A 25656-nucleotide genomic window follows, 5' to 3' on the forward strand; every position below is an offset into this window, starting at 1 on the left:
GTGACTAAGCGATATTCGTCACCTCTAGGATCAGCTCGGCTTTTTTAGGTAAATAAATACTGAATTTACTGCCCTTTCCCCATTCCGACTCGGCTTTTAGCTCACCACCCGTTTGGCTGAGGATACTTTGAGAGACCGACAGTCCCAATCCAGTACCCTCTCGCTTCGTCGTGTAAAATGGTGAGAAGATTCGATTCAAGTTTTCTGGCTTAATACCGCAACCCTCGTCAATAACATGAATCGCGGCTCCTTTCACTTCGCCCTCGTCAATCCAGTCTTCACTGACTACGGTTAACGTGCCTTTGCCGTTCATTGCGTGAATGGCATTCATTTGCAAATTAACTAAGATTTGTAGCAAGTGGTGACGGTTTATCTCAACGGACGTTTGCGCTTGTAGATCAGTCACAAACTCGACGTCGCGTTTCTTGGTGCCCGTTTTAACCAAGGTGATGCTTTCATCAATGATAGGATTGACATGTTGCCAAGTGATTTCATCTTGAACACCACCTTGGCGACTGTATTGCAATAAACTGCGCGTGATATTGCGAATACGGTCGATTTGCGCGTGAATCGCATCAATCTCTTCTTGTACTCGACTTGCATCGTCACCCAACTCAAAGTGGATCAACTCCACGTTGCCAAGGATCACGGCGGTTGGGTTATTGATTTCGTGAGCAATCCCCGCGGTGAGTTCTCCCAGTGCTGCCAGTTTTTCATGAACAACGAGTTTGTCGCGGGTTTGGTTAAGCAATTGAATATGCAGCTCTAGATCTTGGGTTTTTTCTCTAAGGCTTGCCGTACGCTCTTGAACTTTGCATTCAAGTTGCGCTGCGGAGTTCTTCAGTTCAATTTTGCGCTCTTCTAGCGCGTCTAACATATCATCAAACTGTCTGGCTAACTGCGCAAGTTCATGATCGGCATCCAATCCCAACGGACCAATCCGTTTTTCTTTTCCTTGTTGGACCTGCTTCACCACTTTATGGATGCGTTCGATCGGTCGAAACAGATCATAAGAACCGCGATATACCATCACGCCGGAAACCAGCAATAACATAACCGTAATCAAGCTAATTTCTGCAATGTTGGTCATGTAGGCTTTAACGAATGGCCACATTAGGTAACCGGTATAAAGCATACCAATGACGTTGTCGTATTGGTCTTTGATCGGTTGATACGCCGTAATATACCAAGCGTCATACACATAGGCTCGGTCAACCCACTGCTCACCTTTTGAAAGTACTTGGTTATACACTTCTGCGCTCACGCGAGTGCCTATGGCGCGCCCTAACCTATGCTCGCTGTCTAGAGGAACGTTGGTGCTCACACGCAAATCATCAAGAAATACGGTCAATGTGCCAACCGGACGAAGGCGATCATTATCGCTGAGATAGATTAAGTCGCGAATTTGATCTACCAATACAGTGCTGTTATTGAGAAGCAAACCACCATCAAGAAAGCCGATCAAATCATTCGTTTGGCTATGCACAGGAATCACGGTTCGACTGACTAGCCCACGTGCTTCCATGCCCCCATCGGCAAGAATAGGCACTTCCGCTCGTTTAGCGAGTTCAGGATCGAGGCGTTCGAGTTCTTCTTTATTGAGTACATCAAAAAACGATTCTCGCTTAGTGAGATCCATAAAGCGGAATTTGTTTTCCATCGAGTTGACGCGTTGGAAAGAGAGAAAATCTAAAGCATATCTTTTCTTCTGCTCAGTGACCCACTTTTGCAGCTCATCTTGCGGTATCCCTTGATTGATGCGAATACGAAAATCGTATGAGTCAGCAAACGCACGTACGTAATTCGATTGCTTTTGCTGTAACAACGTTACGCTGTTATTCGCAACACCAAGACGTTCAGAGACATCCAGCAGTGCATTCTGCCACGTATAATGGATGGACCAATAAATGGTAATCCCGATCAGGGCTATCAAAGTGAGGAAGATAGGTGCGGAGGTTAAAAATAATAAGCGATAACGCACCATGGTTTTAAAACGGTGCGTCCATTTCGACAATCCTTTGTGCTGTGGGCCGTTAGTCGGCATATTCCTCATCCTCAGAATCCCATTCTTTATACTTACGTTCTAAGGTCTTACGCGCAACGCCTAAGTCACGAGCAGCGGCTGATTTGTTGCCTTCGTGCAAATTAACGACCTGTTTTATATGCGCTTTTTCGACTTCTTTCAGTGTCCAGTTGTTTGGATACCCCTCACCTGTGAACTCTCTACCTTCTTTAAACGTCGGTAGTTCAGCAGAATGAGAAACAGTAATCGACACATTAGGCAATGAGTGTCCACCATTTAGCTCCCGCCAATAATGCGCAGGCGGTTTGCCAAGCAAAATGCATCGCTCAATCAAGTTTTTCAGTTCACGAATATTGCCTGGCCAATCGTACTCGCTCATCGCTTCCATATCTTCGTGCGCCCATTTTGGCGCAGGCATACCAAGCTCCCGCGTCAGCATATTGCTGAAAAATGGCACGAGCTCAAACAAATCGGTTTTGCGCTCACGCAGCGGACACACTTCAATTTTCAGAACGTTTAAACGGTAATACAGGTCACTGCGGAAGTTGCCTTGGTTGACCTCTTCTTGCAGGTTTCGGTTGGTGGCGGCAACAATACGGACATCAATGCTGATTTCTCTTTCTGAACCAACAGGACGGATAGTACGCTGCTCTAACACACGCAATAATGATGCCTGCATTGCAAGTGGCATTTCCCCAATTTCATCGAGGAACAAGGTGCCGCCATTTGCTACGCGGAACAAACCTTCACGAGATTTTTTTGCACCGGTAAACGCGCCCGATGTATGACCAAATAACTCACTTTCAAGTAGCTCTGGCGCAATGGCGCCACAGTTGATTGGCACAAATGGGCCCGTTCGCCCACTCGCTTGGTGAATACCTCGCGCAACCAGCTCTTTACCCGTACCCGACTCACCTTCGACCAACACAGAAGCACGCGACGGTGCAAACTGGTTAATAAGCTGCTTAAGCTGACGCGTTTTCTCTGAACCACCGATGATCTCGGAGGTATTGTGACGTTGGTAATCGCGCTTCATGGCGTACTGCATGCGCTCGTTTAGACGTCGGTCCATGCAGCGACTGACCGCTTTTAGCATTTGTTCTAGGTTGAAGGGCTTGAGGATAAAGTCAGAAGCACCAAGTTGAAGTGCGCGAATAGCAATCTCTAAATCCGCATAGCCCGTCATGAAGATCACATCGGCACGTTTGTCGTCATCTTCAAACGCTTCTTCCCACTCAATCCCAGAGCGCCCCGGCAGATTAATATCCAGTAAAATCAGATCATAATGTCGAGAATTACGCAGTTGCTCTGCTTCTTCGATGCTGCCAGCAGTGTCGACATGTGAGAAAAGCTTCCCCAATGCCTTTTTCAAAATGGCTTGCATGCCCAATTCATCATCAACGACCAGTACGGAAAAGGCGTTATATTGTTGGTTTGTACTAATATGGGATTGAGTAGACATATTTACCCCAGATGGCTTCGGATGGGACAGAGTGTACCAAGTTTAAACAGAGATACCCTACAAAAAGTGCGACATTTTGTACCAACGCAAACTTTTGTGCAAATAACCCCATGATTTAGTGCATAAATCGAGCACTTTTCGCTTGTAAAAGGTTGGCATCTTGTTTGCTATAAGGTGGCTACAGGGCGTATTCAAGTGACCTCAGGATGTTGGTGTTTGTTATTCCAACACCCTAAGACAACTTGCACTTTGAACTAATCGCTCTCGCCCAAGAGGCCTCTCCCAATGCATCGGGAGAAAAGCCAAAGAATCATTGGAAAGGAACACATAAAAATGAAAAAAATTGCGCTAACTCTGGCTGCGACGTCAATCACGCTTGTAAGTTACTCTGCGTTTTCCGCTCAAGATGGCGAGCACGTTCGCCTAGCAACCACTACCAGTACTTACCATTCAGGGTTACTTGATTACCTGCTTCCACAATTTGAGAAAGACACGGGCTACAAAGTCGATGTTATCGCTGCGGGTACTGGCAAGGCCTTAAAAATGGGCGAAAACGGTGACGTAGATTTGGTGATGACACACGCACCAAAAGCCGAAGGCGCATTCGTTGAGAAAGGCTACGGCGTTCTACCTCGTAAACTGATGTATAACGACTTTGTAATTGTTGGCCCGAAAGCTGACCCAGCAAAAATCAAAAATGACGAAAGCGTGTTAGATGTATTCAAAGAGATCGCAAACAAAAACGCAACGTTCATCTCTCGCGGCGATGATTCTGGTACGCACAAAAAAGAAATGGGCTTCTGGGCTCAAACTAAAATCGAACCAAACTTTGGCGGTTACCGCAGCGTAGGTCAAGGTATGGGCCCAACTCTGAACATGGCGTCTGAAATGCAAGGCTACACCATGACAGACCGCGGCACATGGTTGGCTTATCAAAACAAATTGGATCTAGAAATTCTGTTCCAAGGCGATGAAAAACTGTTTAACCCGTACCAAGTTATTCTTGTTAATCCTGAGCGTTACCCAACAATCAACTACCAAGGCGCGAAAGCATTCAGTGATTGGTTGGTGAACCCTCGCGGACAGGAACTTATCAATGGTTTCCGCCTAAACGGTAAACAACTGTTTGTTGCGAATGCTGAGAGCAAATAACGCAATATGAATCTTGCTGATACAACACTGGAAGCGCTTCGCTTACTGGTGAATTTTGATGCAGACTTATGGGAGATCGTTGCGGTCTCCTTTAGTGTTTCTATCACGGCAATATCCTTAGTGGTATTGCCGGCTATTTTGATGTCATTTGTACTGGCGTATACCGACTTTCGCGGTAAATGGTTTTTGCTGTCGATCGTGAATACGCTGCAAGCGGTCCCTACCGTCGTGATTGGCCTGTTGCTGTACATGTTGCTATCACGCGCTGGCCCTTGGGGAGACTGGCAAATGCTGTTCACTCAGAAGGCGATGATCTTCGGCCAAATGGTGATCTGTTTCCCTGTTTTGGTATCGATGATGCATGGTGCATTGCAATCTAGCGACCGTCGTGCAGTGGAAACCGCCATCACCCTAGGCGTCTCCATTCCGCGCGTGGCCGCTACGATGATTTGGGAAACCCGCTTTCCTCTACTTGCAGCTATCATTGCAGGGTTCTCACGTATCGTAACCGAGGTGGGCTGCTCAATGATGGTAGGCGGAAACATTATGGGCGTAACGCGCAATATTCCGACCGCTATCGCAATGGAAAGCAGCAAAGGTGCTTTTGCGCAAGGAGTTGCATTAGGAATTGTATTACTATCTTTAGCGTTGGCACTAAACTTCTTCTTATCAAGCATGAGAGGCAAAGGCTACCTCAGAACATAGAACATGAAGCAAACAAACGACTCCCCATTAACCCCATGTAGAGGCGCATTATGACTATAAAAATCACCGCCGAGCAGTTATCCATGCGCTTTAAAGAGCGTGTGCTTTTCCACATCCCTGAGTTAGCCATCGGCCCAAATGATGCCATTTATCTCAAGGGTGACAATGGTGTGGGCAAAACTACCCTACTCAAAATCCTTGCTGGCTTGCTCAAACCCTCTACTGGCGACGTTGTTGCGCCAAAAGATACGTGGCTGAAAAGACTGACGCGTCGCAATGGTCGTGTCGATGTGATTTATCTCCATCAATCTCCTTACCTTTTTGACGGCACTGTTTATGAGAACGTAGTCTATGGCGTGAAATATCAACAAGACACACCAAAAGATAAGCGAGCTCAAGTTATTCACGCACTACGCATGGTAGGTTTGGAAACCTTAGCGGACGAACATATCTCCGTGTTGTCCGGCGGTGAAAAACAGCGTGTTGCCATGGCAAGAGCTTGGATCTTAAAACCGTCGATTTTATTGATGGATGAGCCAAGTGCGTCTTTAGACCAAGAGTCCATTGAACGATTAGTTGTGATGGCGAAAGATCTTTTGGATCGTGGTTCCAGCATTGTGGTGACAAGCCATCAAACCAACGCACTGACTGACTTATGTAAAAAACAGTGGTGGATTAAAGACAAGACTTTGATAGAGTCCCCTCTGTTGTATGTCATACCAAAAGAAATACCCCAAGAGAATGCATATGCTTCAACCAACACAAACTAGTTGGGTCATTTTGGCTGGTGGCCAAGCCAGCCGTATGGGTGGAAAAGATAAAGGTCTGATTGAATTAAATCAGAAGCCACTCATCGAACACGTTATTGAACGTTTATCTCCACAAACACCACGCATTTTAATTAATGCCAACCGAAACCAAGATGCGTACAGAAAATTTGGTTTCGTATTTAGTGATCAATTCAAAGATTTCCCTGGGCCTATGGGCGGTATTCACGCGGGTTTGATGCATGCTGAAACTGACTGGGTTGGATTTGTACCTTGCGATAGCCCACAAATTAACACCGACCTTGTCGAGCGTTTCTGCCAAGCAGTCAAAGAAGACAGCGATATTTTGGTCGCTCATGATGGTGACCATCAGCAACCTGTTTTCACGCTCTACCACAAACGCGTACTGCCAAAACTCACCGCATTTTTAGAACGTGGCGACCGCAAAATCATTCTGCTCTACAAAGAGTGCAACACCAGTTACGTTGACTTTAGCGACTCACCAAACTGTTTCGTCAACTTGAACACTCCGGAAGAACTGGCGCAATTTGGACAATTAGAATCATGAAACACACGCTAAACATCCCTATTCTTGGTTTTGCTGCCTACTCTGGCACGGGCAAAACTACGCTACTTGAAGCATTGCTACCAAAGTTGACCGAAGCAGGTTTACGCATCGGTATGCTAAAGCACGCACACCATAACTTCGATGTCGATAAGCCGGGTAAAGACAGCTACCGTTTACGCAAAGCTGGCGCGTCGCAAATGCTGATCGCGTCGCGTAACCGTTTTGCATTGATGACAGAAACGCCAGAAGCCGAAGCAGAGTTTGAATACCTATTAACCCGCTTTGATGAAGACAAGCTCGATGTGGTTTTAGTTGAAGGCTGCAAAAACATCGCGTTTCCTAAAATTGAATTGCATCGTGAAGAAGTGGGTAAACCTTGGCTTTATCCAAACGATGAAAACATCATTGCTATCGCTTCCGACAGTGCGGAGTTAGATTCTGAGCTCCCTCAAATGAACATCAATGATTTGGATGCCATCGCTCAATTTGTTCTTCAATACGTTCAAGATGCAAAAGCACCAAAATCTAAAGAGAAAGACGCCGCATGTTGCGACACACTTTCTCCGGCTTTCCTTTCTGTGGTTCAAGGTCAAGAAAAGATCCTTTCTTTGGTGAGCACGGTTTCAGAAATCGAACCATGCAAAATTGAAAACACCTACGGCCGCGTGCTTGCGGATCATATCGTCTCACCAGTGAACGTGCCGCAATACACCAACTCAGCGATGGACGGTTATGCCATCCGCAGTGATGATGTTGGACGCGATATCTACCAAATCGTCGCAGAGGTGATGGCTGGCTATGCCTATGACCAACCTTTGGAAGTCGGCCAAGCGGTGAAGATCATGACTGGGGCTCCAACACCACGTAACGGCGACACAGTTGTCATGCGTGAGCAAGCTACGCAAGAAGGTGACAAGGTAACCTTTAACGGTGCGAGCATCAAAGCAGGTCAAAACGTTCGCCAAGCCGGTGAAGACCTCGCTATCGGCAACGAGGTATTTACCGCAGGTACTCGCCTAGCCTCTCCAGAAATGGGCATGATCGCTTCGCTTGGTTTTGGTGAAGCGAATGTGTTCCGCAAATTGAAAGTTGCCGTGTTCTCCACCGGTGACGAAGTACAAGCGCCGGGAACAGAGCAAAAAGCGAATTCTATCTACGATTCCAACCGTTTTACCATCATGGGCATGCTTGAAAAGCTCGGCTGCGAGATCTTGGATTTCGGTATTCTGGAAGACAACGAACAATTAATGATTGAAGCGTTGGAAAACGCATCGGCGCAAGCGGACGTGGTTATGACTTCTGGTGGCGTATCCGTTGGTGATGCGGATTACATCAAACTTGCCTTGGATAAACTTGGTCAAATCGATTTTTGGCGAATCAACATGCGTCCGGGACGTCCACTAGCGTTTGGTCAAATCAACAACAAGCCGTTCTTTGGTCTGCCGGGCAACCCTGTTGCCGTGATGGTCTCTTTCATTAACTTTGTCGAGCCTGCACTGCGCAAGATGCAAGGCGAACAAGGCTGGAAGCCTCTGAAAGTGAATGCCATCGCGACTGAGAATCTTCGCTCTCGCCAAGGTCGTACCGAGTTTAGTCGAGGAATCTATGAACTGGATAACACTGGCCGTTTAACCGTTCGTACAACAGGCAAGCAAGGCTCTGGTATTTTGCGTTCAATGAGTGAGGCGAACTGTTTGATCGAAATCTCCCCAGCTATTGATACAGTAAAAGCGGGAGAAAGCGTGACAATTATCCCACTTCAAGGCAGAATCTAGCCCAAACTAGAAATTCAAAGGTCAGCGAGTCTGGCCTTTTTGTTTAATACAGAAACCTTTTCAGAGAGACAGCTATGGCTCGCACCATTCTTTACACTTACAAAGACCAAGACAAAGAACTGACGTTCTCATACCAGCAGCACCGCAACATTCAAGAAGCGGTTGCCGAAGCAGAAGGTATCGATATCACTGAGTTCCTAAAGATGGAGCAACAAATCGAAGCAGTGTCTGACACTAAAGCGGTGCGCAACTACCGCGATAACTACTTCAGAAAATTAGGCTTTAGCAAAATTACCCTAGCTCAAAAAGAAAACCTAGGCGTAGGCAAAAAGAACAAATAAGCTTAGCTGTAAACAGAAAACTCGCGATTCGTCGCGAGTTTTTTTATGCATGCTATTTTTGTTCGTGCTCTATACCCAAGCATATAGAAGTTACTTGGGGATATGAGTTACTTCTATATAAGTAAAAAGCCCCGTTTTTACCTTGATGGTCTAAACGGGGCGTAGATTTCTTCTTACTTTATATCGAGTAACGTTTCAGTCACTACTTGATGTTTAGGAACGCAGCACCGCGTACACCGCCTGAATCACCGTGTTTTGCTTTGATGATCTTAGGACACTTAGCCACAGACAATAAGTGTTTAGGGATGCGTTTTGGCATCTCTTCATAAATCAATTCGAAGTTTGAAAGACCACCACCCAGCACAACAACATGTGGGTCAGTCGCTGTAAAGATGTTTGCAAAACAGATAGCCAGCAACTCCATAAAACGCTCAACGTGCTCGACGGCTTTCGCCTCACCTTCTGCGTGCGCTTTGATGATGTCGATCGCTTTCTTCTCTTCACCGTAGTAATGGGCATAAAGAAGCTCGAAGCCTCGACCAGAAAGGTAACTGTCTAAACACCCCTTCTTGTCACAACCACACCCCAACAGAGGTGCATTTTCGCCGAAGTGGAACCAAGCATCGATAGGTAAACGAGTATGGCCCACCTCACCTGCTACGTGGTTACGGCCAGAGAAAACTTTACCATCGTAGATAAAACCGCCACCAAAGCCAGTACCTAGGATCAAACCAAGTACGGAAGGCTCATCTTGAAGCTCTTCGTCCCATGCTTCTGATAGCGCAAAACAGTTTGCATCGTTTTCAATTTTTACGCTGCGACCGATTTTAGCTTCCAGATCAGCACGAAGTGGTTTGCCTTTTGCCGCAGGAACGTTAACTGTTAGTACAGTTGCATCATCGGCGTCTTCCATACCTGGTAGGCCAAGACCAATCGTACCTTCGCAGCCAAACTCTGCATCGTATTTGTTAACCAATTCCGCAATGGTATCAACCAGCAGCTCGTAGTTGTCTGTTGGTGTAGGTACACGTTCCGTCGCTACACGCTCAAGCTTCTCGTTAAATGCACCAAATTCAATTTTAGTGCCACCGACATCAAAGCCGTAATACATGTATTTCTCTCCTAAAAAATGCTTAAACGACTCCAAAAATGGCTGGAGTCAAAAGTATAAACTAGTGGCATTATCCATATCTGTACGCCTGCAAACCGTGACCGAATGCAGATTTATCCCCTCACCGCAGCCAGTTGAACAACATGCCATCAACAAAAGTTCATTCCTTAGAGTCAGCTCTCGGTTTTCACCCACTCTTTGAAACGTTTTAAATGCGGTCGGTTGGGATCGTTTTTGACTCGGGTCTTGGTCAACATGTAGGTTTCTCTAAAGGCTTCAAACCACAACTGAAGGCATTCCGATGCTTTATTCTCACCGGCTTGTTTCAAAACTAAAGTCGCGACTTCGGCGGTTGAAAGATGCTGCTCATTCTCGGAGCGGCGCATAATGTATTCAGACAGAGATTCTGGCTCAATAGAAAGCACAGGCAAAGATTTAAGAAAGTCAGAGCGACGGAAAATTTTTCGTGCCTCACGCCAGCTACCATCAATAAAGATCAGCAACCATTTTTTGTTCTGAGCCTCTTCGTTTATTAATCGCGCAGGCTCCAGATCTTCAATTAAACGAGATGGGTCATCCACATAGTCTGCAGGAAATACAATCACTGGTTGGTAGTTGTCATCCTGTAATAGCTCCAGCATCTCCTCAGACGGTTCTGTTCGGTTCCATTGATACACGTAAGTCTCTTGAATCGTATCAGCTATTAGACGACCGGTATTACTTGGCTTAAATACTTCGTTTTCAGAAACAATCAACATACATGCAATATTAGCCTTGATGTTTGGCTGAAGATCGCACAAACAGTGTTGCTCAGAAACCTGGCAATATTGACAACGAACCACTTTACATCCACGCGCGTTGAAAGGCTTGGTTGAGATAGATTGTCGGTACTGATATAAACGGTGGAAAGCGTGAATTCTCATGGTAAGTAATGTCAAGTAAAAAGTAGAGCGCGATTCTACTGACATTATGGTTTCGCCTCAAGATAAGCCCTTCAACGCACCTTACTGTTTGTTGAAATAATTTCACCCTTATCTCGGTCATAGGTAAAGTAATAAATAAGGAAATGACAGTGACAGAAACGACGTTTCAAGATCCCTCGTGGATAAGATTAGGCTTTTTTCTCGGCGTATTATTACTTTGTGCCCTTTGGGAAAACAAACTACCGAGAAAAACACTTACCGCTTCACGTGGGTTTCGCTGGGTCAATAACTTATCACTGGTTGCTGTGAATAGCTTGATTGTTGCGTTAGTCATGCCTATCGCCGCCTTTCAAGCTGCAATTATCGCTCAGGAGCAACAATGGGGACTATTTAATTTGCTCTCCCTGCCCGCTTGGTTAAACGTGCTTCTAGCGGTTATTCTGCTTGATTTCGTCATTTACGTTCAGCATGTGGTCTTTCACTATGTAAAGCCACTGTGGAAGCTTCATCGAATGCACCATGCCGATCTCGACATTGATGTCACTACTGGCGCACGTTTTCATCCCATCGAAATCATCATCTCGATGGGTGTCAAAATTGCCACCGTATTTATCTTAGGCGTTTCTCCTATCGCTATCGTGGTATTCGAAATAGTGCTCAATGCCAGTGCGATGTTTAATCACAGCAATGCAAAACTGGCTTTATCAGCGGATCAGAAACTGCGAAACGTCATAGTGACGCCAGACATGCATCGCGTTCATCACTCCGTGATAGCAAAAGAAACCAACTCGAATTTCGGTTTCTTCCTTTCTGTTTGGGATCGACTTTTTGGGACATATCGAGCTCAGCCTGAGCTTGGCCATGATGATGTCGTAATTGGTATACCGGAAATTAGGAATGAAGCAGAACAACGATTAGACAAGCTGTTAACGCAACCTTTTCGCTATAACCGAAGAAAACGCAACAGTTGAAGAAAAGTTTTTGTGGATGAAGTGCGTAAACAAAGCGAATAGACTAAACCTAAACACCAACCAGTTAAACACCACTTCATCCTTACGATGCTAGCTAATGGATTCACTCTCCGTTAGTTGACGTTTTTTGTTTAACTGAGTAATACCAACAAATAAACCAACCACACCAAGCACCGTGCACACCAAAGCATTAGTATTCATTACTTGTTGTGCTTCTATTGAGCTGTATAGAAAAGCCAGACTGAAGAAAGTGGTACCAAAGCTTAAACCTGTCAGTACGCTGAAACCAGCGAAACTGGCCAGGTCTTTAAAATCGTTCATAACGAATCCCTGTTTACTATCCTTAATTGAGTGATGAAAAGTGAAAGTTAACGAAATATCTGGCGTGATTGTCGATGTTTACGCGCGTTCCATAACCAGATAGATACGCCGAATGAAAAACCTAAAAAGAGTGTTTTCATTTGAAGTGCGGCATTGTTGTCCAATATTTCTAATGCATAGTGAGCGTGCGAGCTAAAAATAACATTGGTCGTCAGAATCAATAGCATAATTACTAATCCGGAACGACGGTGCTTCACCAACAGATACACCGCTAGTAAGTCTAACAGCCCCAATGCGCTCCAATAAATATTCAACCAGCGTGGCGCAAAATCATAAGGCAAAAAACCGTTAGCAATGTTGTCATAAAGATGAACCACACCGCCAACTGTCATAAAAAGGCATAAGAGAAACACGACGAATTTATCCATTATCGTTTCCTTATCTGAATGAATGCGCAAAGCATATAGAAGTCAGTTAAACATTTGTAATCTCATAGCCATTTTTGAGATCGACAGTGCCTTTAAACCGTACACGAGGCGTGCGAAAGAAGAGTAACGGATGCTCTTCCTTATCTATTCGCTTCTGATAGAAGCATAGTGTTTGCTTTGGCACTTCGCTCAAATCCGCTAGTTTTCCCTCGAGATTAGGTGAGAAAGGTTGTCGGGCTCGCGATGATAAAGATATGTCACACTCAACACTCCTTCGCGATCTCAGACACAAAAACAAATTTTTTCGACGGCGGAAAGATACAATCTTCCGAACATCTAAAGCCTCGTAGCCAGAATCCGTCGTCGAGATCCCGTAGATACAAACCACGTGGATAAGCTTTGTCATTCGAAAGCGGGGAAGACACCACAGTAAGGTACTCTCCCTTCGCCAAGTCAATTTCTTGTAAACGGAGGTATGGCGCAACAACTAAAGGGCAAGGTGATAGATTTTGTGTCGACGCCGCTTCAATCATTTCTCCAAGGGTCGCGCCAAAATAAAGTCCGAAGTCAAACGGTGTTTTTATCGTTAAAAAGAACGATTGAATCTCATCTGAGCACTCGACTTTGTCATCATCGAATAGTTGTTGGGCGAAGGCATTCAATTGAACACCTTTTTTACTCAGGTGCTTTAACAAGTTCTTCTTTGTTAAACCTCCAACTTGCAACCTCACTTACACCACCCCTTGGTCTATCAGTTTTCGAACTTTTTCCAGCGCGTTCTGAAAAACGGTATGCGCTTGTGAGGAAATATCGCTCCCTATATCGTGCCAAAAGAACGCAAAATCATGTCCGCCATCGTCTTGCGTATGAAACGTCCATGAATCCGCTAGGTCAGCACACTCGCACGAAACAAAGTGCCATACTTGATTTTGAAAGCCACTGTCCCATGAGCATAAATATCGTGCGGAACGAACATGTGTGATACCAGACTCCTCAGCGAGCTCCCGCTTCGCGGCTGTGATGTAACTTTCATCAAACACTTCAACAGTACCCTTAACGAACTGAATACCCGCCAACGGATGTTTAAAAAGCAGGAGCTCTTGGTTTTGCTTACGCAGAACGACGGGACAAACTTTATCGATCACAAAACCACTCCTCGTTGTTTAAGCAGAAAGCTTTGGCTTGTTCTGGATATAAAGGAATCGCATGAAGTTGCTCTACACGCACCCACTTTAAATGGTACTGATTAACATCTGATTTTCTGATTTGCTCTGGCCCAGCCCCCAGTTTCACTTTTGAGTTCCCGACATAAGAGAGAAAATAGGTTTCTAAGCGCCCTTGATTTTCGAGTTCAAAAGCCTTCTCAACCCAATTGAGTTTCAATGAGGTTTCTTCCAGCGCTTCTCTTTTCGCGGCTTCAACAGGCTGCTCTCCTACCTCAACACTGCCACCGGGGAAACCCAATAGTGTCTATCGCTTTGAAAACGCTGAATAAGCAAAAGTTCTTGCTGATGATTAACCAGTATAAGGCTAGCTCTTTGTAATAATTGCATGATTCATTCCTTTGAATTCGGACAACATTCTAGTCATCTTGTTTCACCGAGATACCATTAACACCACGTAGTGATAACTCAGCCCTTAAGAAATGAGCAAGATGCGATATAACTCACTTTTGCGATTTGAATAGCAATCAGAGGGGGCGTAGAAGCAACAAAAAAGCAGAACCGAAGTTCTGCTTTTAGAAGATGAAAACATGTCACTTATGCGGACTGATGTAGCTCGTATTTATGCAACATCGCTTGTTGATGCCCTGCAATTTCCGCCACTTGCTCAGAACTCTCAACCATAGACTCAAGCTGCAGCTTTGTACGTTCGCCAAGGTCAGAAATATGGGTAATGGATTGAGATACATCTGCCGTCGCACGTTCTTGCTCTTCCGTGGCAACAGAGATCTGCTCAACACGCTCTTGAATGTGCTTAACCGCGAGGTTGATATCAGAGAATGTCGATTTCACTTCATTGCTGGACTGCAGTGCGTGGGCCATTTCTTCTCTTGAATCATTGACTGCTTGGCGCGAACGCTCTGCGGCAGTAATAAGCTCGCTCATCATTGCTCGGATGTTCGTTGTTTGTTGAGAAGTATCACTTGCTAGTTTGCGAACTTCATCCGCGACAACTGCAAACCCACGCCCTTGTTCACCAGCTCGAGCGGCTTCTATTGCTGCGTTGAGAGCAAGCAAGTTTGTGTTGTCAGCAATACCACTGATCATATCGACCATTTCACGAATCTGCTTAACACGCTGGTTTAGCTCTAACATAGATTGCTCATTCATGTCCAAAGAGCTTTCAAGTGATTCCAAACGTTCACGGTTTTGTTCCACAACTTGAACGCCTTTTTCAGTGTGCTTGGTAGCAAGCATCGAGTCCTGTGACGAGGCATTTGTCACTGTTGCTATTTCACGAATGGAGGCTTCAAGTTGCGTAATGGTCGTGATCATGCTCGCCAACGCTTCATTTTGTGTCGTCAACCCATCGCTCGTTTGTTCAGCTGCACTGTGGCTTACTTCGGCCGTCTGATAAAGCGTCTCACAGTTACGTGTAACTGTTTGGATAGAGTTGTTTGTTGAATCAATCACTTGGTTTAGTTTTCGTGCCACTTCTTTTAGTTCATAAGGACCAACCTCTTGTGCATTGTCACGGAAGTCATGCTCGGTAAGTGCTGAAAGACGCGTTAGTACATTTCTTAACCCTCGGTTTGTCCATGACTTCAGACTGAACCAAGTGATCAGAATAATGAAAGAAATCACACACGCAGCAAAAACGATCATAACACTCACTGACTCAATGGTCTCATTGACCACCCGCTCTTTTTCATCGATCAACTGACCAGCGGTTTGGGAGATTTGATCAAGTAACTGCATGGTTTCATCCGCAAGAATCGAAGCCTGTTTAAACTCTGAACGTTGCAGTTCCCCTTGTTCTAGTTTGGCGAGGATCAAACGCAGCACGCCCTTTTCACTAAAGCCTTGCTTCACCATCTCGTACGGTGCCGTTAGGCTTGCGTATTCGCTTACTTCTGGATGTAAAGACTGGAAATCTTCATAGGCGAGATTAATACCTGCAATACGGTTACGCATTTCTCGGTATTCTTTTTCGGCTTTGCTCAGCTCAGAATGCATCATCATTACTAAGAACGTGCTTTCCATTGAGCTCGCTGAGGCAATAAATCGGTTGGCGGCATCACTCGATTCAGGATTTTCGGCACTAAGAAACGAGCTGATTCGATTCATTTCCGGGCCGATAGAGCTGAGTCCATAGCGGAACCCACCAACTCCTGCATCAATATCCATTTGAATTTTTATCACTGAAGATTGCTTCAGTAAAATGGACTGCGTGATGTTATGTAAACGCGCTAAATTTGTATCTAACTCCTCAGAGAGTTGCTCAGCAACACCAGAAGCTTCTCCAACCAAACTTTTACTTTGAGTCGCAAGTGAATCGATTTGCTCTTTTATTAGAGGCAACTCTTTTGGCTCAGCAATTTGCATACCATGGTTGAGTAGCTTAACCATCTCCAATACATTCCTGGTTAACTTTGCGTTCGCCATCGCGATTGGTAACGCTTTTTGCGACAAGTCTTCAAATTGCTCTCCTACCTGTTCCATTCCTTTGAAACTTGAGACAGAAAGGGCTATAACAAGAGCTATGATAGTTAAAAATGTTGCACTAACAGCCTGAATCAGTGAAAGTGATGTGCGTGAGCGTTTTCGCTTTGCCATAATCAATTTTTATTCTTTCTTAAGGTTGAATCGGTTTTGCAGTGATTCCGTCACATTTGTGAGACAAAACCGTGATTTGCAGCCCATACTATGGATTGGTTATGACACTAATATTTCAGTTGTGAGTCGTAGAGATGACAGGTGGTGATTTGCGTCGAGTATATTTTCCTTTGATAATCAGTGTGCTACTAAGCGCCTGCTCTTCTGGGCCTGAACCTAGCGAGCAAGTGCAAGTGACAACACCTACAAATCAGTTATTGGACAATAACCCTGACTTGTTCCAGTTTTATACAGAATGGCATGGCACACCTTATCGCTTAGGCGGCACACAAAAATCTGGTATTGATTGCTCGGCATTTGTGCAAAAAGCCTTTGTTGAGGCTTATCAGCTATCGTTACCCAGGACAACGAGACAACAATCGAAACAAGGTGTGGAATTACATTGGACGGACGCCAAACAAGGAGATTTGGTGTTTTTTAAGACAAGACGGACGACCTATCATGTAGGGATTTACTTGGGTAACAAGCAGTTCATGCATGCGTCAACGTCTAAAGGTGTGATCATTTCAAGAATCGACAACCCATACTGGGCATCTAAGTTTTGGCAAGTAAGAAGAGTTACAATGTAACTCTTCTTGCTTTTAGAATTGGAGATGACTGGTATCAAACAATATCAATCGTAAGTAGCAACGGCAGTATCGAATAGGTTTTTAACCAAAGCGATGTATTCATCAAGGAACGTGATCTGTTCATTAGTCGCTTTTTTATGCCATACACCAGCCAATATCTCGCCAAGATCTTCAACAACCGCATCCGCCTCTTTTAGTAATTTGAAGCGTACGCTTGAGTGAAGCTCTGGGTTTTGCTCAAAGATCGCCATGATGTTTGAAGCCACCATATCGGTGACGACATCTTCGATGCTTTCGGATCCAGTGTCGCCAATTTCAGTCGTGAAAATATCTAGATTTAGCGACAAGTGCTCGATAAGAGCGAGATATCCATCGGTTTCTAAAACCACTGTTTTTCTCCGTTTATTGCAAGCCTTCGAAGCTGAAAGCGGAATAGTTTCAATAGTAAGACATGCCGAGAAAATTTCATTAACTTATTTCATATTAACAAACATTCACGAACCAACTGGATGTTTTTCAAACAATTGCGCTTTGCCTCACTGCGTTCGGATACAGGGTTTCTTCAAACCTTTTTGTATTTCAGTCATTTTCATGCAAACAAGTTTGGTTACGACCGTTTTCTTTTGCACGATACAACGCAGCATCGGCACTCTTTAACCATTGAGTGTGAGTTTCAAAATAAGGTTTATACTCGCAAACACCAATACTTATCGTGTAATTAATCAAAAAATCTTCCACTTTCACGATCTCTTGCTCAATTCTTTTACGTAAACGCTCCGCGAAATAGCAAGCTTGTTCTTGATTCGTATGAGGAAGCAATACCGTAAACTCTTCTCCACCAAAACGACCGCACACATCACTGCTTCTTGCTGTCTTTCTTAATAACGAAGAAGTACGACGAATGACTTCATCTCCCGTCGGGTGACCATAGGTATCATTCACTTTTTTAAAGTGGTCGATATCAAATATTACTAATGAGCATGGTCCGTCGATAACTTTTAGGTGAGCAAACTCTTCTTTCAGCGATTGCTCCCAATAAGCACGATTAAATAAACCTGTTAAACCATCTTTGCGACTGATTTCAGACAAATGTTGATTTGTTTCTTTCAAATGAATGCGATTTCTTGCCGTTTCAGAGACATCATTCACTTGAATAGCAATGTGGCTGACCTCTCCTGAGAGCCCGATTAACGGGGTGATTACGATGTCTTGATACATGAAATCACTGCTGTTTGAAACCGGAGAAAAATTGTTGAATTTAAAAAGGTACGGTCGGTTTTCCCAGCTAGAGAAGGAACGAGTTTCCAGATCGGCGGCGGTTTTTATCTTGGTTTCTAGCCAAGTTTTTGGCAATTCTTCAAAATGATCAAATAAACATTGGCCAAGGATTTCTTGTGACAGAACGCCACTGTATGACTGCATAAAACTGTTCCACACACAGACCTTATACTCTTGATCCAACACGATAAGCCCTGAATCCATCGTATCGAGAATTTGTGTGACCCAATGAAAGTCTGCTATGTCCAGCGTAATATCGGACATTAGATTAGCTCCATGATTTCATAAATAATTTCTACGGATGGTTTATCAATTAAAAACAGTACCTCACACTCAAAATCGAGCGCTTCTGCCATGTAGGTGTATTCGATAGTAAACAGCTCACCTAATTCACCCTGCTCTTCACAGTAAGGCGTTAACGTATCCACAATGCCTGGCTGACGAAGTGAGAATTGCTTGTCGAGCTGATCCCCTAACGATGTGAGAAATGAAGAAACCAGTAAGTTCGAGATATTCAAAATGATTTCATTATGAGGTGTAAACTCAAGCAGATAGCCTAACTTCTCACCAATTTGATTGATGTCTCTACCACGTAAACACACCAGAGCTTCACCATGAATACCGCCACCAACAAACCTCTGCGCAACCGCGACGGAGCCATCACGCCCAACAACGTCGACAAGCGTCATATGAAGTTCGCCATAGGATAACGGACCAACATGTGGAACAGGAAGTTGGATGAACTCGTGTAAGTGGTCTGCCATAATCGCAGCCCCTTTACCAAGGGCAATGTTTGCAATCTCGCGGAATTTGGCTAATGAGGAGAACTCCTCGCAAATCTGGATTTTAGGATCAATCGAATAGCTAGGCTTGAACGCATAGTGCAGCCCCAATTGTTCATAGAGCGGTATCACCTGCTCTTCTGTCAGAGGCTTAGCGATAAAAGCTTGAGCACCTAGCTCTATGCAGCGCTGTTTTGCCTCTTGTTGAACATCTCCAGAAATAATGACGATTTTAGTCTGGTAGTGACTAACAGGTAATGACTCGAGGACTTCAAAACCGTCCATGATCGGCATCGTTAAATCGAGAAACAAAATATCGATATTTTGCTCCGCAAGAATATTTAGCGCCTCATACCCATCTTGAGCTTCGATCAGGTGCAATGATGTATCTTGTACGATGGAGCGCGCAATGAGCTTTCTTGCAACCGCTGAGTCATCACATATCAGTATTTTCATGTCACCAATGGAACTAACGTCAAAAAAATAATAATACCTGTTGTATACGTTCATCTCCATATGCTATGCCGATAAATCAGAGGCTTATAAGCGATTTGATTCACATTTATACAAATTGACTACACTGAGAGGAAGGTTTCTTTACGAAGTATGCTCAACGTAGCGCCAACACCTTGCTTTTTATCCTAAACTGTTGGTGGTCAAATAGATTCGCGAGGTTTTGTATGTGGCAAGCAATATCGCAACAGCTTTCTGATACTTTATTATTCGAGTACCAGATCACGGAAAAAGTAAGACTGTCTGGTGGGGATATCAGTGAAAGCTACATGATCAATGACGGCGAACAGCGCTATTTCGTGAAAATTAACGATCGCGAGTTTTTGTCTAAGTTTGAAGTTGAGGCAGAAAGTCTGCATCTTTTGCGCGAGACATCTACCCTATTTGTTCCAGAGGTTGTATTGGTTGGTAAAACCAAAAACGCCTCATTCCTAATTCTTAACTACCTTCCAACAAAGCCATTAGAAGATGGCCCAAACAGCTTTAAATTAGGACAGCAATTAGCTCACCTTCATCAATGGGGCGAGCAAAAGGAATTTGGTTTTGATACGGATAACTATCTCGGATCCACTCTACAACCCAATAAGTGGCACAAGAAGTGGTGTGTCTTCTTTGCTGAACAACGCATAGGATGGCAATTACAACTTCTTAAAGAAAAAGGCGTCACTTTAGTTGATATCGACGACTTTATAGATGTCGTAAAACAACTGCTAGCAAACCATGCTCCAGAGCCTTCCTTGCTGCATGGCGATTTATGGAATGGGAATGCGGCTCTCACGGCATGTGGCCCTATCTGTTACGACCCCGCCTGCTACTGGGGTGACAGGGAGTGTGATATTGCGATGACTGAGCTTTTTGGTGGATTTCAACCGGAATTTTATCAAGGTTATGAATCTGTTATGCCACTTTCTGCTGGTTATCAAGAGCGTAAAGATATCTATAACCTTTACCATGTTCTCAACCATTGCAATTTATTTGGCGGCCATTACTTGGAGCAGGCTCAACAAGTTATTAATAAAATTATTTCTTATTAATTTGGAAGCCACTACATATTTCAAGATGTAAAACCTCGAGGCACATCACTACAGAAAATGCCCCTAAGCTCAAGGTTGAGTTTGGGGTCAAGTTTTATACTTATTTCGACTCAATTAGCAACAACTCCACCTAATATCAAAGGAGACTTAACTTTGGATTGTGCCTATTTTCCTTGTAGGCAAAGTAAGTGAAGGGCTGTACTTCCTTAAAGAATAGAGTGTTTAAAAGCCCTGCGATATTAGGAGTTGTTGTATGAAAAATTATACCGAAAGGCATGTCAAATGCCCCCATTGTGGACATTCAATCGGCATTACACTAGATGCAAGTAATGGTGACCAAGAGTTTTATGATGATTGCCCAGCTTGTTGCCATGCCATTCACTTAAATATGCGAGTAGATGAGCTGCAAGATAAAGTCGAACTGTTTATCGATGACAATTACGAATAACAACTCGAGCATGTAAGCGTTGGAAACACAAAGTCACTTGAATTAAAAAGGAGCGCTTGGCTCCTTTTTATCATTCTAAAGCTGTTTTGCTGCGAGAACTCGCTCAACAGTATCAACTATGGCTTGAGTCTGAGGGTCAAACTCAATATTAACGCGGTCCCCTACTTGTCTTACTCCAAAGAGTGTTCGTTGCAAGGTTTCTGGAATTAGGTGTACTGAAAAACGACACGCTTCAACCTCACCAATCGTCAAAGAACAACCATCCAAGCCGATATAACCTTTCGCTAATACATATTTCATTGATTCTTGCGGCAGTTGGAACCAAATCGTGCGGTTATTAGGCGTATCGATGATCTCGACAATATCAGCCATCAAACTAATATGGCCAGACATGCTGTGTCCGCCAATTTCATCACCAAACTTGGCAGCTCGCTCAATGTTTACGCTGTCACCTTCAACTAGCTCGCCTAAGTTGGTGAGAGCCAATGTCGCTTGCATTAAATCAAAGCTGATAAGGTTGCCATTTATATTGGTCACGGTCAGGCAGCAGCCATTGTGAGCGGCAGATGCCCCTATTTCTAATCCTTTACAAAGCTCATCGCTTAACTCGACAACATGCGTTTGAAAGCGTTCTTTTTTATCAATTTTAACGACCTTAGCCGTACCCTGAACTATTCCTGTAAACATTCTTTTTACCTATTGATTTCATACAAGCTGCAATCGATGACAGAGCCTGAAGCACAGCACTGTGTATCGAGATAAAACCTGTAGATTATAGAGCAACGACCTATTGAAAAATGGAGCCTTGTTCTCATACATGCTTCTTACATTAACATGATTTATTACAGCTCTCAGTATTAGCGTATCCTGAGCTTAGCGAGCATTAAGTTAGTGTTATCCACTATTCGCAACCTAACTATGGAATATAAACATACAATTGTTTATCATTTGCGCGGAGTTTCTCCGAGGCATTTTTTCACCTTATCGTGACTAAAATCAACCATCAGATCAGTTCACCACATCTTTTGTCCTCGAGCGCTCTCATTCTTTCAACTTATTGTTCCGCTCTGGAGTATTTTTCGTGCATCGCTATAAAGAAGAAGCATCAAGTCTCATCAAATTGGCGACCCCGGTATTGATCGCATCTGTTGCTCAAACTGGTATGGGGTTTGTTGATACCGTTATGGCCGGAGGCGTTAGTGCCACCGACATGGCTGCGGTTTCTGTCGCTTCAAGTATTTGGCTTCCATCCATTTTATTTGGTGTGGGTTTGTTAATGGCGTTAGTCCCTGTTGTCGCACAGTTAAATGGCTCTGGTCGTCGAGTAAAAATCCCGTTTGAAATTCAACAAGGCGTCGTTTTGGCATTGTTGATCAGTGTACCGATTATTGCAGTGCTGCTTCAAACCCAATTTATTCTCGGATTTATGGATGTTGAAACGCTGATGGCAGAAAAAACAGTGGGATACATTCATGCTGTTATCTTAGCAGTGCCTGCTTTCTTGCTTTTTCAAACGCTTAGAAGCTTTACGGATGGTATGTCATTGACGAAACCAGCAATGGTCATTGGCTTTATCGGTTTACTGCTCAACATTCCTCTAAACTGGATTTTCGTGTATGGCAAGTTTGGTGCACCTGAATTAGGCGGTGTTGGCTGTGGTGTTGCAACCACGATTGTTTACTGGGTCATGTTTGCCCTACTATTGCTTTATGTAATGACATCAGATCGACTTAAAAGCATCAACTTATTTGGTGAATGGCATCGACCACAATGGAAAGCGCAAGTTCGTCTGTTCAAGCTCGGCTTTCCTGTTGCAGCAGCGCTGTTCTTTGAAGTGACACTATTTGCTGTCGTTGCATTATTGGTATCACCATTAGGACCAATCATCGTTGCTGCGCATCAGGTTGCGATTAACTTCTCGTCGCTAGTATTTATGCTTCCAATGAGTATCGGTGCGGCAGTGAGTATTCGTGTTGGACACCGACTTGGCGAAGAAAACGTTGATGGCGCTCGCGTTGCTTCACGAGTGGGCATCATGGTTGGTCTAGGTTTATCTGTTCTTACAGCGATATTAACCGTATTGTCTCGTGAATGGATTGCCGAACTTTACACTAGCAACCCAGAAGTCATCACTCTAGCGATGCAACTGCTCGTATTTGCTGCTGTTTATCAATGTACGGACGCAGTTCAGGTAATCGCGGCAGGTGCACTGCGTGGCTATAAAGATATGCGAGCCATCTTCAATCGTACTTTTATCGCCTACTGGATTCTTGGTTTACCAATGGGTTACGTCCTTGGCCGCACAGACTGGATCGTCGAGCCAATGGGAGCGCAAGGTTTCTGGCTAGGCTTTATCATCGGCCTTTCTTCTGCCGCACTTATGTTAGGGGTAAGAATGCGCTGGATGCACCGCCAAGAACCAGAGGTGCAATTGAACTTTTCAGTTCAGTGATAATAAGAAAAAGCCAGCACACGCTGGCTTTTTTGATCGAATAATAATGCTGTTGAGTATACTTATAGCAAGCTTGTGAGTCAGTAGAGTCTGCTCTCTGGGTGACGAATACGAAGTTATGAAAAGGATATTTGTGCGGTCTATTTTATTGTTCTTAGTCTTGTTTCTTAACGGTTGCGATAGCTGGTTCAACCCAGAAAACGCCATGTTTGACAAGTATCACCAACGTGTCGCCAATGTGTTGGACGCTCCTACTCTTCCAATCGAATCGCAATCTACGGTGACCATACCTGCAAAACGTGACTTATTCGAGCCATTGCCAAGGCTATCGATTGGTTTACTAGAAAGCTACCAATTACGCCAGTGTGGATTATTCAATCTACTTGCCGAGAAAAACTCGCAACTTGGTAAGGTGCAGGATGCATTTCATGATTTTGATTATCAAACTGCCCTTTTAAGAGTCATGAATCGATGTCTATCCGAATTTCAGCTCAGCGATGAAGAACGTACTACATTAACAAAGCTTTATTCGACTAAGTGGCAGCATTTAGGTACTCATCTTGACAACTTGCTACTCGCGAGTGATGCAATGCAAAAGCAGCTAACGGCGTCGGATTGGCTACCTCAAGAAACACCAAATGATGTTGCACGTATTAACGACGTCTATCGCCTTTTCAGTGAAATGTACGGCTTACCTCATCGCGCCATTTCACGTCTGCCCGATATTGAGATTGTGCAGTATCAAGAAGAGCTAGAGAAATCTCGTTTAATCGGACGACTTTACTATTCGATGATAAACGCTTCTCACTGGCTCAAAGCTACGACTCAGTTACTTGAACAACATCAGAATAATGTGTTGTGCGGGCCAAACCGAGACGTGACCCAGTTCCGCTACCTAAGAAATGTCTTCCAATCTATTTACGTTGAAGAAGTGCAACCTTACTTAGCCTATTTAGACAGTACCTATCAGCAACTTCAAGACGGTGCCATCTTGATAGAAAAGCGTATGCAACTTCATGGTCATCAATATGGTATAAAAGAGGCACACAAAACCTTTAGACAAGAAACCCTAAACCACGTTCAGTTTTGGCAGGGTCTCTTCAAGCGGTGCGGCGTAACCGTTGGCAACGAGTAAGTGCAGAGCGTTCTATTCCTTCAGCCTCTCACGCAAGAATCGGGCAAAACGTGGCTTACCGGTATGAGTAAAACCGTTGTACCTGAACGTGACGGTTGAACCTATTTTCGGAGGCTGACGACGCACTTCATCGGTAAACCCACTACCAATGTAAAACTCTGTACCATCTGGTAAGCGAACTAACATCGCCCCCATCATACCCAATAAACGCCCCGTGCCTGGCTTATAGCCCACGACTAGCGCTTCATCATCCGCGTATCGTTTCAGTTTAAGTAAATCACTACCACGTCCAGCTTGATAACGGCTTGATACCTTACGTAGCATCACCCCTTCACCATCGGATATTGAAATCTTATCCAATTGCGCAAACAGGTGAGCTTCATTTTGGATCGCTCGGTGTTCGACATATTTGATATGAGGTTGGTCTACTTCGAGCACTAAGTCTTTGATGTTGTAATAACGCTTCCGGTAATCACCAGCAGAATACGGCATATCAAAGATCATAAAATCAATGTTTCGCCAAGCTGACTCCACAGGCGTTTTATCCAAAACCGTTTGTTGTACGAGATGAAAATTGCCTCGTCCCGCCCATAGCTCACCATCTAACGGATAGTCAGGTAGTGAATCGATAAACCAATCTGGAGCGTAGATTCGGTTACCATTTCTCGTCACAAGATGTTGTCCGGTCCAATAGGCGCGAATGCCGTCGAGTTTTTCGCTATACCAATATTCAGATACATCGATACCATCTTGATAGCTTTGCGCAAGAGAAACTGGAGGCGTGAGAGAAGTATCAGCTTGAAGCTGTGAAGACGCTGTCATAACAGCCAGCGCGATTAATGTCATTTTTAATGGCATAAGAAGACCTTGTACAAAAAAGCGCCTTTATTGAACCGTAACTCCTCTCGATGACCTATTTGTTACTAGTCATTCTTCGACTCAGAACAATCAACTTAAGTAATGATTTGCAAGGATAATCATAAACTTTAGACAGATTTTGCATTTAATATTTACACATTGTTCACAATAAGATGGGTGAATCTCAAATCAAGTCACAAC

General features: G+C 44.2%; 26 protein-coding genes and 1 pseudogene. 12 read left to right on the forward strand and 15 right to left on the reverse strand.

Translation table 11 applies throughout. The features are described 5' to 3' along the window. Positions 1 to 4: 4 nt before the first annotated feature. Together ACWPOD_RS08895 and ACWPOD_RS08900 are read right to left on the reverse strand one after the other, a co-directional pair. Complete coding sequence (locus tag ACWPOD_RS08895) at positions 5 to 2044, reverse strand: sensor histidine kinase (protein WP_167426580.1); 2040 nt, start codon at positions 2042 to 2044, stop codon at positions 5 to 7. Next, on the reverse strand, positions 2034 to 3485 hold the full coding sequence (locus ACWPOD_RS08900; RefSeq protein WP_167426581.1) for a sigma-54-dependent transcriptional regulator: 1452 nt from the start codon (positions 3483 to 3485) through the stop codon (positions 2034 to 2036). The genes ACWPOD_RS08895 and ACWPOD_RS08900 overlap by 11 nt, the downstream gene beginning before the upstream one ends. A 333-nt stretch (positions 3486 to 3818) precedes the next feature. On the opposite strand from ACWPOD_RS08900, the gene ACWPOD_RS08905 reads away from it, so the two are divergent. The 6 genes from ACWPOD_RS08905 (at position 3819) to ACWPOD_RS08930 (ending at position 8793) form a co-directional block, all read left to right on the forward strand. Further along, complete coding sequence (locus tag ACWPOD_RS08905) at positions 3819 to 4637, forward strand: substrate-binding domain-containing protein (RefSeq protein WP_167426582.1); 819 nt, start codon at positions 3819 to 3821, stop codon at positions 4635 to 4637. Between the two features lie 6 nt (positions 4638 to 4643). Beyond that, the gene (locus ACWPOD_RS08910) at positions 4644 to 5342 is read left to right on the forward strand and encodes an ABC transporter permease (RefSeq protein ID WP_005396188.1); all 699 of its coding nucleotides are present in this window, start codon (positions 4644 to 4646) and stop codon (positions 5340 to 5342) included. 50 nt (positions 5343 to 5392) lie between these two features. Next, positions 5393 to 6112, forward strand: a complete 720-nt coding sequence (locus ACWPOD_RS08915) for an energy-coupling factor ABC transporter ATP-binding protein (protein WP_456231797.1) — start codon at positions 5393 to 5395, stop codon at positions 6110 to 6112. Continuing rightward, positions 6090 to 6677, forward strand: a complete 588-nt coding sequence (gene mobA, locus ACWPOD_RS08920; protein ID WP_301568031.1) for a molybdenum cofactor guanylyltransferase MobA — start codon at positions 6090 to 6092, stop codon at positions 6675 to 6677. The genes ACWPOD_RS08915 and mobA overlap by 23 nt, the downstream gene beginning before the upstream one ends. Then, complete coding sequence (locus ACWPOD_RS08925; RefSeq protein ID WP_456231798.1) at positions 6674 to 8452, forward strand: bifunctional molybdopterin-guanine dinucleotide biosynthesis adaptor protein MobB/molybdopterin molybdotransferase MoeA; 1779 nt, start codon at positions 6674 to 6676, stop codon at positions 8450 to 8452. Before mobA ends, ACWPOD_RS08925 begins: the two co-directional genes overlap by 4 nt. Positions 8453 to 8526: 74 nt before the next feature. Further along, entirely contained in the window at positions 8527 to 8793 is a 267-nt protein-coding gene (locus tag ACWPOD_RS08930) for a DUF2960 domain-containing protein (RefSeq protein ID WP_005377584.1), read from the forward strand. Between the two features lie 202 nt (positions 8794 to 8995). Here the strand turns inward: ACWPOD_RS08930 and nagK are convergent, their stop codons facing one another. Both nagK and ACWPOD_RS08940 read right to left on the reverse strand, forming a co-directional pair. Further along, positions 8996 to 9904, reverse strand: a complete 909-nt coding sequence (gene nagK / locus ACWPOD_RS08935) for an N-acetylglucosamine kinase (RefSeq protein WP_456231799.1) — start codon at positions 9902 to 9904, stop codon at positions 8996 to 8998. Between the two features lie 173 nt (positions 9905 to 10077). Continuing rightward, positions 10078 to 10827: a tRNA-uridine aminocarboxypropyltransferase gene (locus ACWPOD_RS08940; protein WP_054867106.1), complete on the reverse strand. Its 750-nt coding sequence runs from the start codon at positions 10825 to 10827 to the stop codon at positions 10078 to 10080. Positions 10828 to 10976: 149 nt separating this feature from the next. On the opposite strand from ACWPOD_RS08940, the gene ACWPOD_RS08945 reads away from it, so the two are divergent. After that, a complete protein-coding gene (locus ACWPOD_RS08945; RefSeq protein ID WP_395197733.1) occupies positions 10977 to 11798 on the forward strand; it encodes a sterol desaturase family protein in 822 nt (273 codons plus the stop codon). A 90-nt stretch (positions 11799 to 11888) separates the two neighbouring features. On the opposite strand, the gene ACWPOD_RS08950 is transcribed toward ACWPOD_RS08945, so the two are convergent. The 6 genes and pseudogenes from ACWPOD_RS08950 to ACWPOD_RS08975 all read right to left on the reverse strand — a co-directional run bounded on the left by ACWPOD_RS08950 (position 11889) and on the right by ACWPOD_RS08975 (position 16326). Further along, positions 11889 to 12119, reverse strand: a complete 231-nt coding sequence (locus tag ACWPOD_RS08950; protein WP_104974115.1) for a hypothetical protein — start codon at positions 12117 to 12119, stop codon at positions 11889 to 11891. 47 nt (positions 12120 to 12166) lie between these two features. Next, positions 12167 to 12547 carry a hypothetical protein gene (locus ACWPOD_RS08955; protein WP_395197732.1) on the reverse strand — a complete coding sequence of 127 codons (381 nt, stop codon included), beginning with the start codon at positions 12545 to 12547 and terminating at the stop codon, positions 12167 to 12169. Positions 12548 to 12810: 263 nt separating this feature from the next. Beyond that, positions 12811 to 13242: a hypothetical protein gene (locus tag ACWPOD_RS08960; RefSeq protein WP_253652181.1), complete on the reverse strand. Its 432-nt coding sequence runs from the start codon at positions 13240 to 13242 to the stop codon at positions 12811 to 12813. A 36-nt stretch (positions 13243 to 13278) separates the two neighbouring features. Beyond that, entirely contained in the window at positions 13279 to 13692 is a 414-nt protein-coding gene (locus ACWPOD_RS08965) for an NUDIX hydrolase (protein ID WP_395197730.1), read from the reverse strand. Then, positions 13682 to 14100 (reverse strand): annotated as a pseudogene (locus ACWPOD_RS08970) (NUDIX domain-containing protein). The gene ACWPOD_RS08965 and the pseudogene ACWPOD_RS08970 overlap by 11 nt, the downstream one beginning before the upstream one ends. Before the next feature lie 207 nt (positions 14101 to 14307). Then, complete coding sequence (locus ACWPOD_RS08975) at positions 14308 to 16326, reverse strand: methyl-accepting chemotaxis protein (protein ID WP_456231800.1); 2019 nt, start codon at positions 16324 to 16326, stop codon at positions 14308 to 14310. Between the two features lie 134 nt (positions 16327 to 16460). Here ACWPOD_RS08975 and ACWPOD_RS08980 point away from each other — a divergent pair, with 134 nt between their 5' ends. Further along, the gene (locus ACWPOD_RS08980) at positions 16461 to 16955 is read left to right on the forward strand and encodes an NlpC/P60 family protein (RefSeq protein ID WP_065646735.1); all 495 of its coding nucleotides are present in this window, start codon (positions 16461 to 16463) and stop codon (positions 16953 to 16955) included. A 44-nt stretch (positions 16956 to 16999) separates the two neighbouring features. Here the strand turns inward: ACWPOD_RS08980 and ACWPOD_RS08985 are convergent, their stop codons facing one another. From ACWPOD_RS08985 to ACWPOD_RS08995, 3 genes are all read right to left on the reverse strand, one after another. Continuing rightward, positions 17000 to 17344, reverse strand: a complete 345-nt coding sequence (locus ACWPOD_RS08985; protein WP_005396212.1) for a DUF3802 family protein — start codon at positions 17342 to 17344, stop codon at positions 17000 to 17002. A 190-nt stretch (positions 17345 to 17534) separates the two neighbouring features. Continuing rightward, entirely contained in the window at positions 17535 to 18497 is a 963-nt protein-coding gene (locus tag ACWPOD_RS08990) for a GGDEF domain-containing protein (RefSeq protein WP_005396213.1), read from the reverse strand. Then, positions 18497 to 19471, reverse strand: coding sequence for a response regulator (locus ACWPOD_RS08995; RefSeq protein ID WP_243327263.1), 975 nt, complete (start codon positions 19469 to 19471; stop codon positions 18497 to 18499). The genes ACWPOD_RS08990 and ACWPOD_RS08995 overlap by 1 nt, the downstream gene beginning before the upstream one ends. Before the next feature lie 224 nt (positions 19472 to 19695). Between ACWPOD_RS08995 and ACWPOD_RS09000 the strand changes: the two genes are divergently transcribed. Continuing rightward, positions 19696 to 20562, forward strand: coding sequence for a fructosamine kinase family protein (locus ACWPOD_RS09000; RefSeq protein WP_005396217.1), 867 nt, complete (start codon positions 19696 to 19698; stop codon positions 20560 to 20562). A gap of 253 nt (positions 20563 to 20815) precedes the next feature. Further along, positions 20816 to 21010 (forward strand): CPXCG motif-containing cysteine-rich protein, encoded by a 195-nt coding sequence (locus ACWPOD_RS09005; protein ID WP_005396219.1) that lies wholly within the window; start codon positions 20816 to 20818, stop codon positions 21008 to 21010. A gap of 75 nt (positions 21011 to 21085) precedes the next feature. On the opposite strand, the gene ACWPOD_RS09010 is transcribed toward ACWPOD_RS09005, so the two are convergent. Next, entirely contained in the window at positions 21086 to 21697 is a 612-nt protein-coding gene (locus ACWPOD_RS09010) for a riboflavin synthase subunit alpha (RefSeq protein WP_243327262.1), read from the reverse strand. A 394-nt stretch (positions 21698 to 22091) separates the two neighbouring features. Between ACWPOD_RS09010 and ACWPOD_RS09015 the strand changes: the two genes are divergently transcribed. Then, positions 22092 to 23462 (forward strand): MATE family efflux transporter, encoded by a 1371-nt coding sequence (locus tag ACWPOD_RS09015; protein ID WP_124008853.1) that lies wholly within the window; start codon positions 22092 to 22094, stop codon positions 23460 to 23462. A 133-nt stretch (positions 23463 to 23595) separates the two neighbouring features. After that, entirely contained in the window at positions 23596 to 24597 is a 1002-nt protein-coding gene (locus ACWPOD_RS09020) for a DUF3080 domain-containing protein (protein ID WP_243327261.1), read from the forward strand. 12 nt (positions 24598 to 24609) lie between these two features. Here the strand turns inward: ACWPOD_RS09020 and ACWPOD_RS09025 are convergent, their stop codons facing one another. Next, a complete protein-coding gene (locus ACWPOD_RS09025) occupies positions 24610 to 25455 on the reverse strand; it encodes a DNA ligase (protein WP_046875255.1) in 846 nt (281 codons plus the stop codon). Positions 25456 to 25656 lie beyond the last annotated feature (201 nt).

The sequence above is a fragment of the Vibrio sp. JZG120 genome (assembly GCF_053890955.1).

Bases quoted from the DNA above. Each gene is read 5' to 3' on its own strand.
- ACWPOD_RS08895 (WP_167426580.1), bottom strand. From the start codon at position 2,044: ATGCCGACTAACGGCCCACAGCACAAAGGATTGTCGAAATGGACGCAC.
- ACWPOD_RS08900 (WP_167426581.1), bottom strand. From the start codon at position 3,485: ATGTCTACTCAATCCCATATTAGTACAAACCAACAATATAACGCCTTT.
- ACWPOD_RS08905 (WP_167426582.1), top strand. From the start codon at position 3,819: ATGAAAAAAATTGCGCTAACTCTGGCTGCGACGTCAATCACGCTTGTA.
- ACWPOD_RS08910 (WP_005396188.1), top strand. From the start codon at position 4,644: ATGAATCTTGCTGATACAACACTGGAAGCGCTTCGCTTACTGGTGAAT.
- ACWPOD_RS08915 (WP_456231797.1), top strand. From the start codon at position 5,393: ATGACTATAAAAATCACCGCCGAGCAGTTATCCATGCGCTTTAAAGAG.
- mobA (WP_301568031.1), top strand. From the start codon at position 6,090: ATGCTTCAACCAACACAAACTAGTTGGGTCATTTTGGCTGGTGGCCAA.
- ACWPOD_RS08925 (WP_456231798.1), top strand. From the start codon at position 6,674: ATGAAACACACGCTAAACATCCCTATTCTTGGTTTTGCTGCCTACTCT.
- ACWPOD_RS08930 (WP_005377584.1), top strand. From the start codon at position 8,527: ATGGCTCGCACCATTCTTTACACTTACAAAGACCAAGACAAAGAACTG.
- nagK (WP_456231799.1), bottom strand. From the start codon at position 9,904: ATGTATTACGGCTTTGATGTCGGTGGCACTAAAATTGAATTTGGTGCA.
- ACWPOD_RS08940 (WP_054867106.1), bottom strand. From the start codon at position 10,827: ATGAGAATTCACGCTTTCCACCGTTTATATCAGTACCGACAATCTATC.
- ACWPOD_RS08950 (WP_104974115.1), bottom strand. From the start codon at position 12,119: ATGAACGATTTTAAAGACCTGGCCAGTTTCGCTGGTTTCAGCGTACTG.
- ACWPOD_RS08955 (WP_395197732.1), bottom strand. From the start codon at position 12,547: ATGGATAAATTCGTCGTGTTTCTCTTATGCCTTTTTATGACAGTTGGC.
- ACWPOD_RS08975 (WP_456231800.1), bottom strand. From the start codon at position 16,326: ATGGCAAAGCGAAAACGCTCACGCACATCACTTTCACTGATTCAGGCT.
- ACWPOD_RS08980 (WP_065646735.1), top strand. From the start codon at position 16,461: ATGACAGGTGGTGATTTGCGTCGAGTATATTTTCCTTTGATAATCAGT.
- ACWPOD_RS08990 (WP_005396213.1), bottom strand. From the start codon at position 18,497: ATGTCCGATATTACGCTGGACATAGCAGACTTTCATTGGGTCACACAA.
- ACWPOD_RS08995 (WP_243327263.1), bottom strand. From the start codon at position 19,471: ATGAAAATACTGATATGTGATGACTCAGCGGTTGCAAGAAAGCTCATT.
- ACWPOD_RS09000 (WP_005396217.1), top strand. From the start codon at position 19,696: ATGTGGCAAGCAATATCGCAACAGCTTTCTGATACTTTATTATTCGAG.
- ACWPOD_RS09005 (WP_005396219.1), top strand. From the start codon at position 20,816: ATGAAAAATTATACCGAAAGGCATGTCAAATGCCCCCATTGTGGACAT.
- ACWPOD_RS09010 (WP_243327262.1), bottom strand. From the start codon at position 21,697: ATGTTTACAGGAATAGTTCAGGGTACGGCTAAGGTCGTTAAAATTGAT.
- ACWPOD_RS09025 (WP_046875255.1), bottom strand. From the start codon at position 25,455: ATGCCATTAAAAATGACATTAATCGCGCTGGCTGTTATGACAGCGTCT.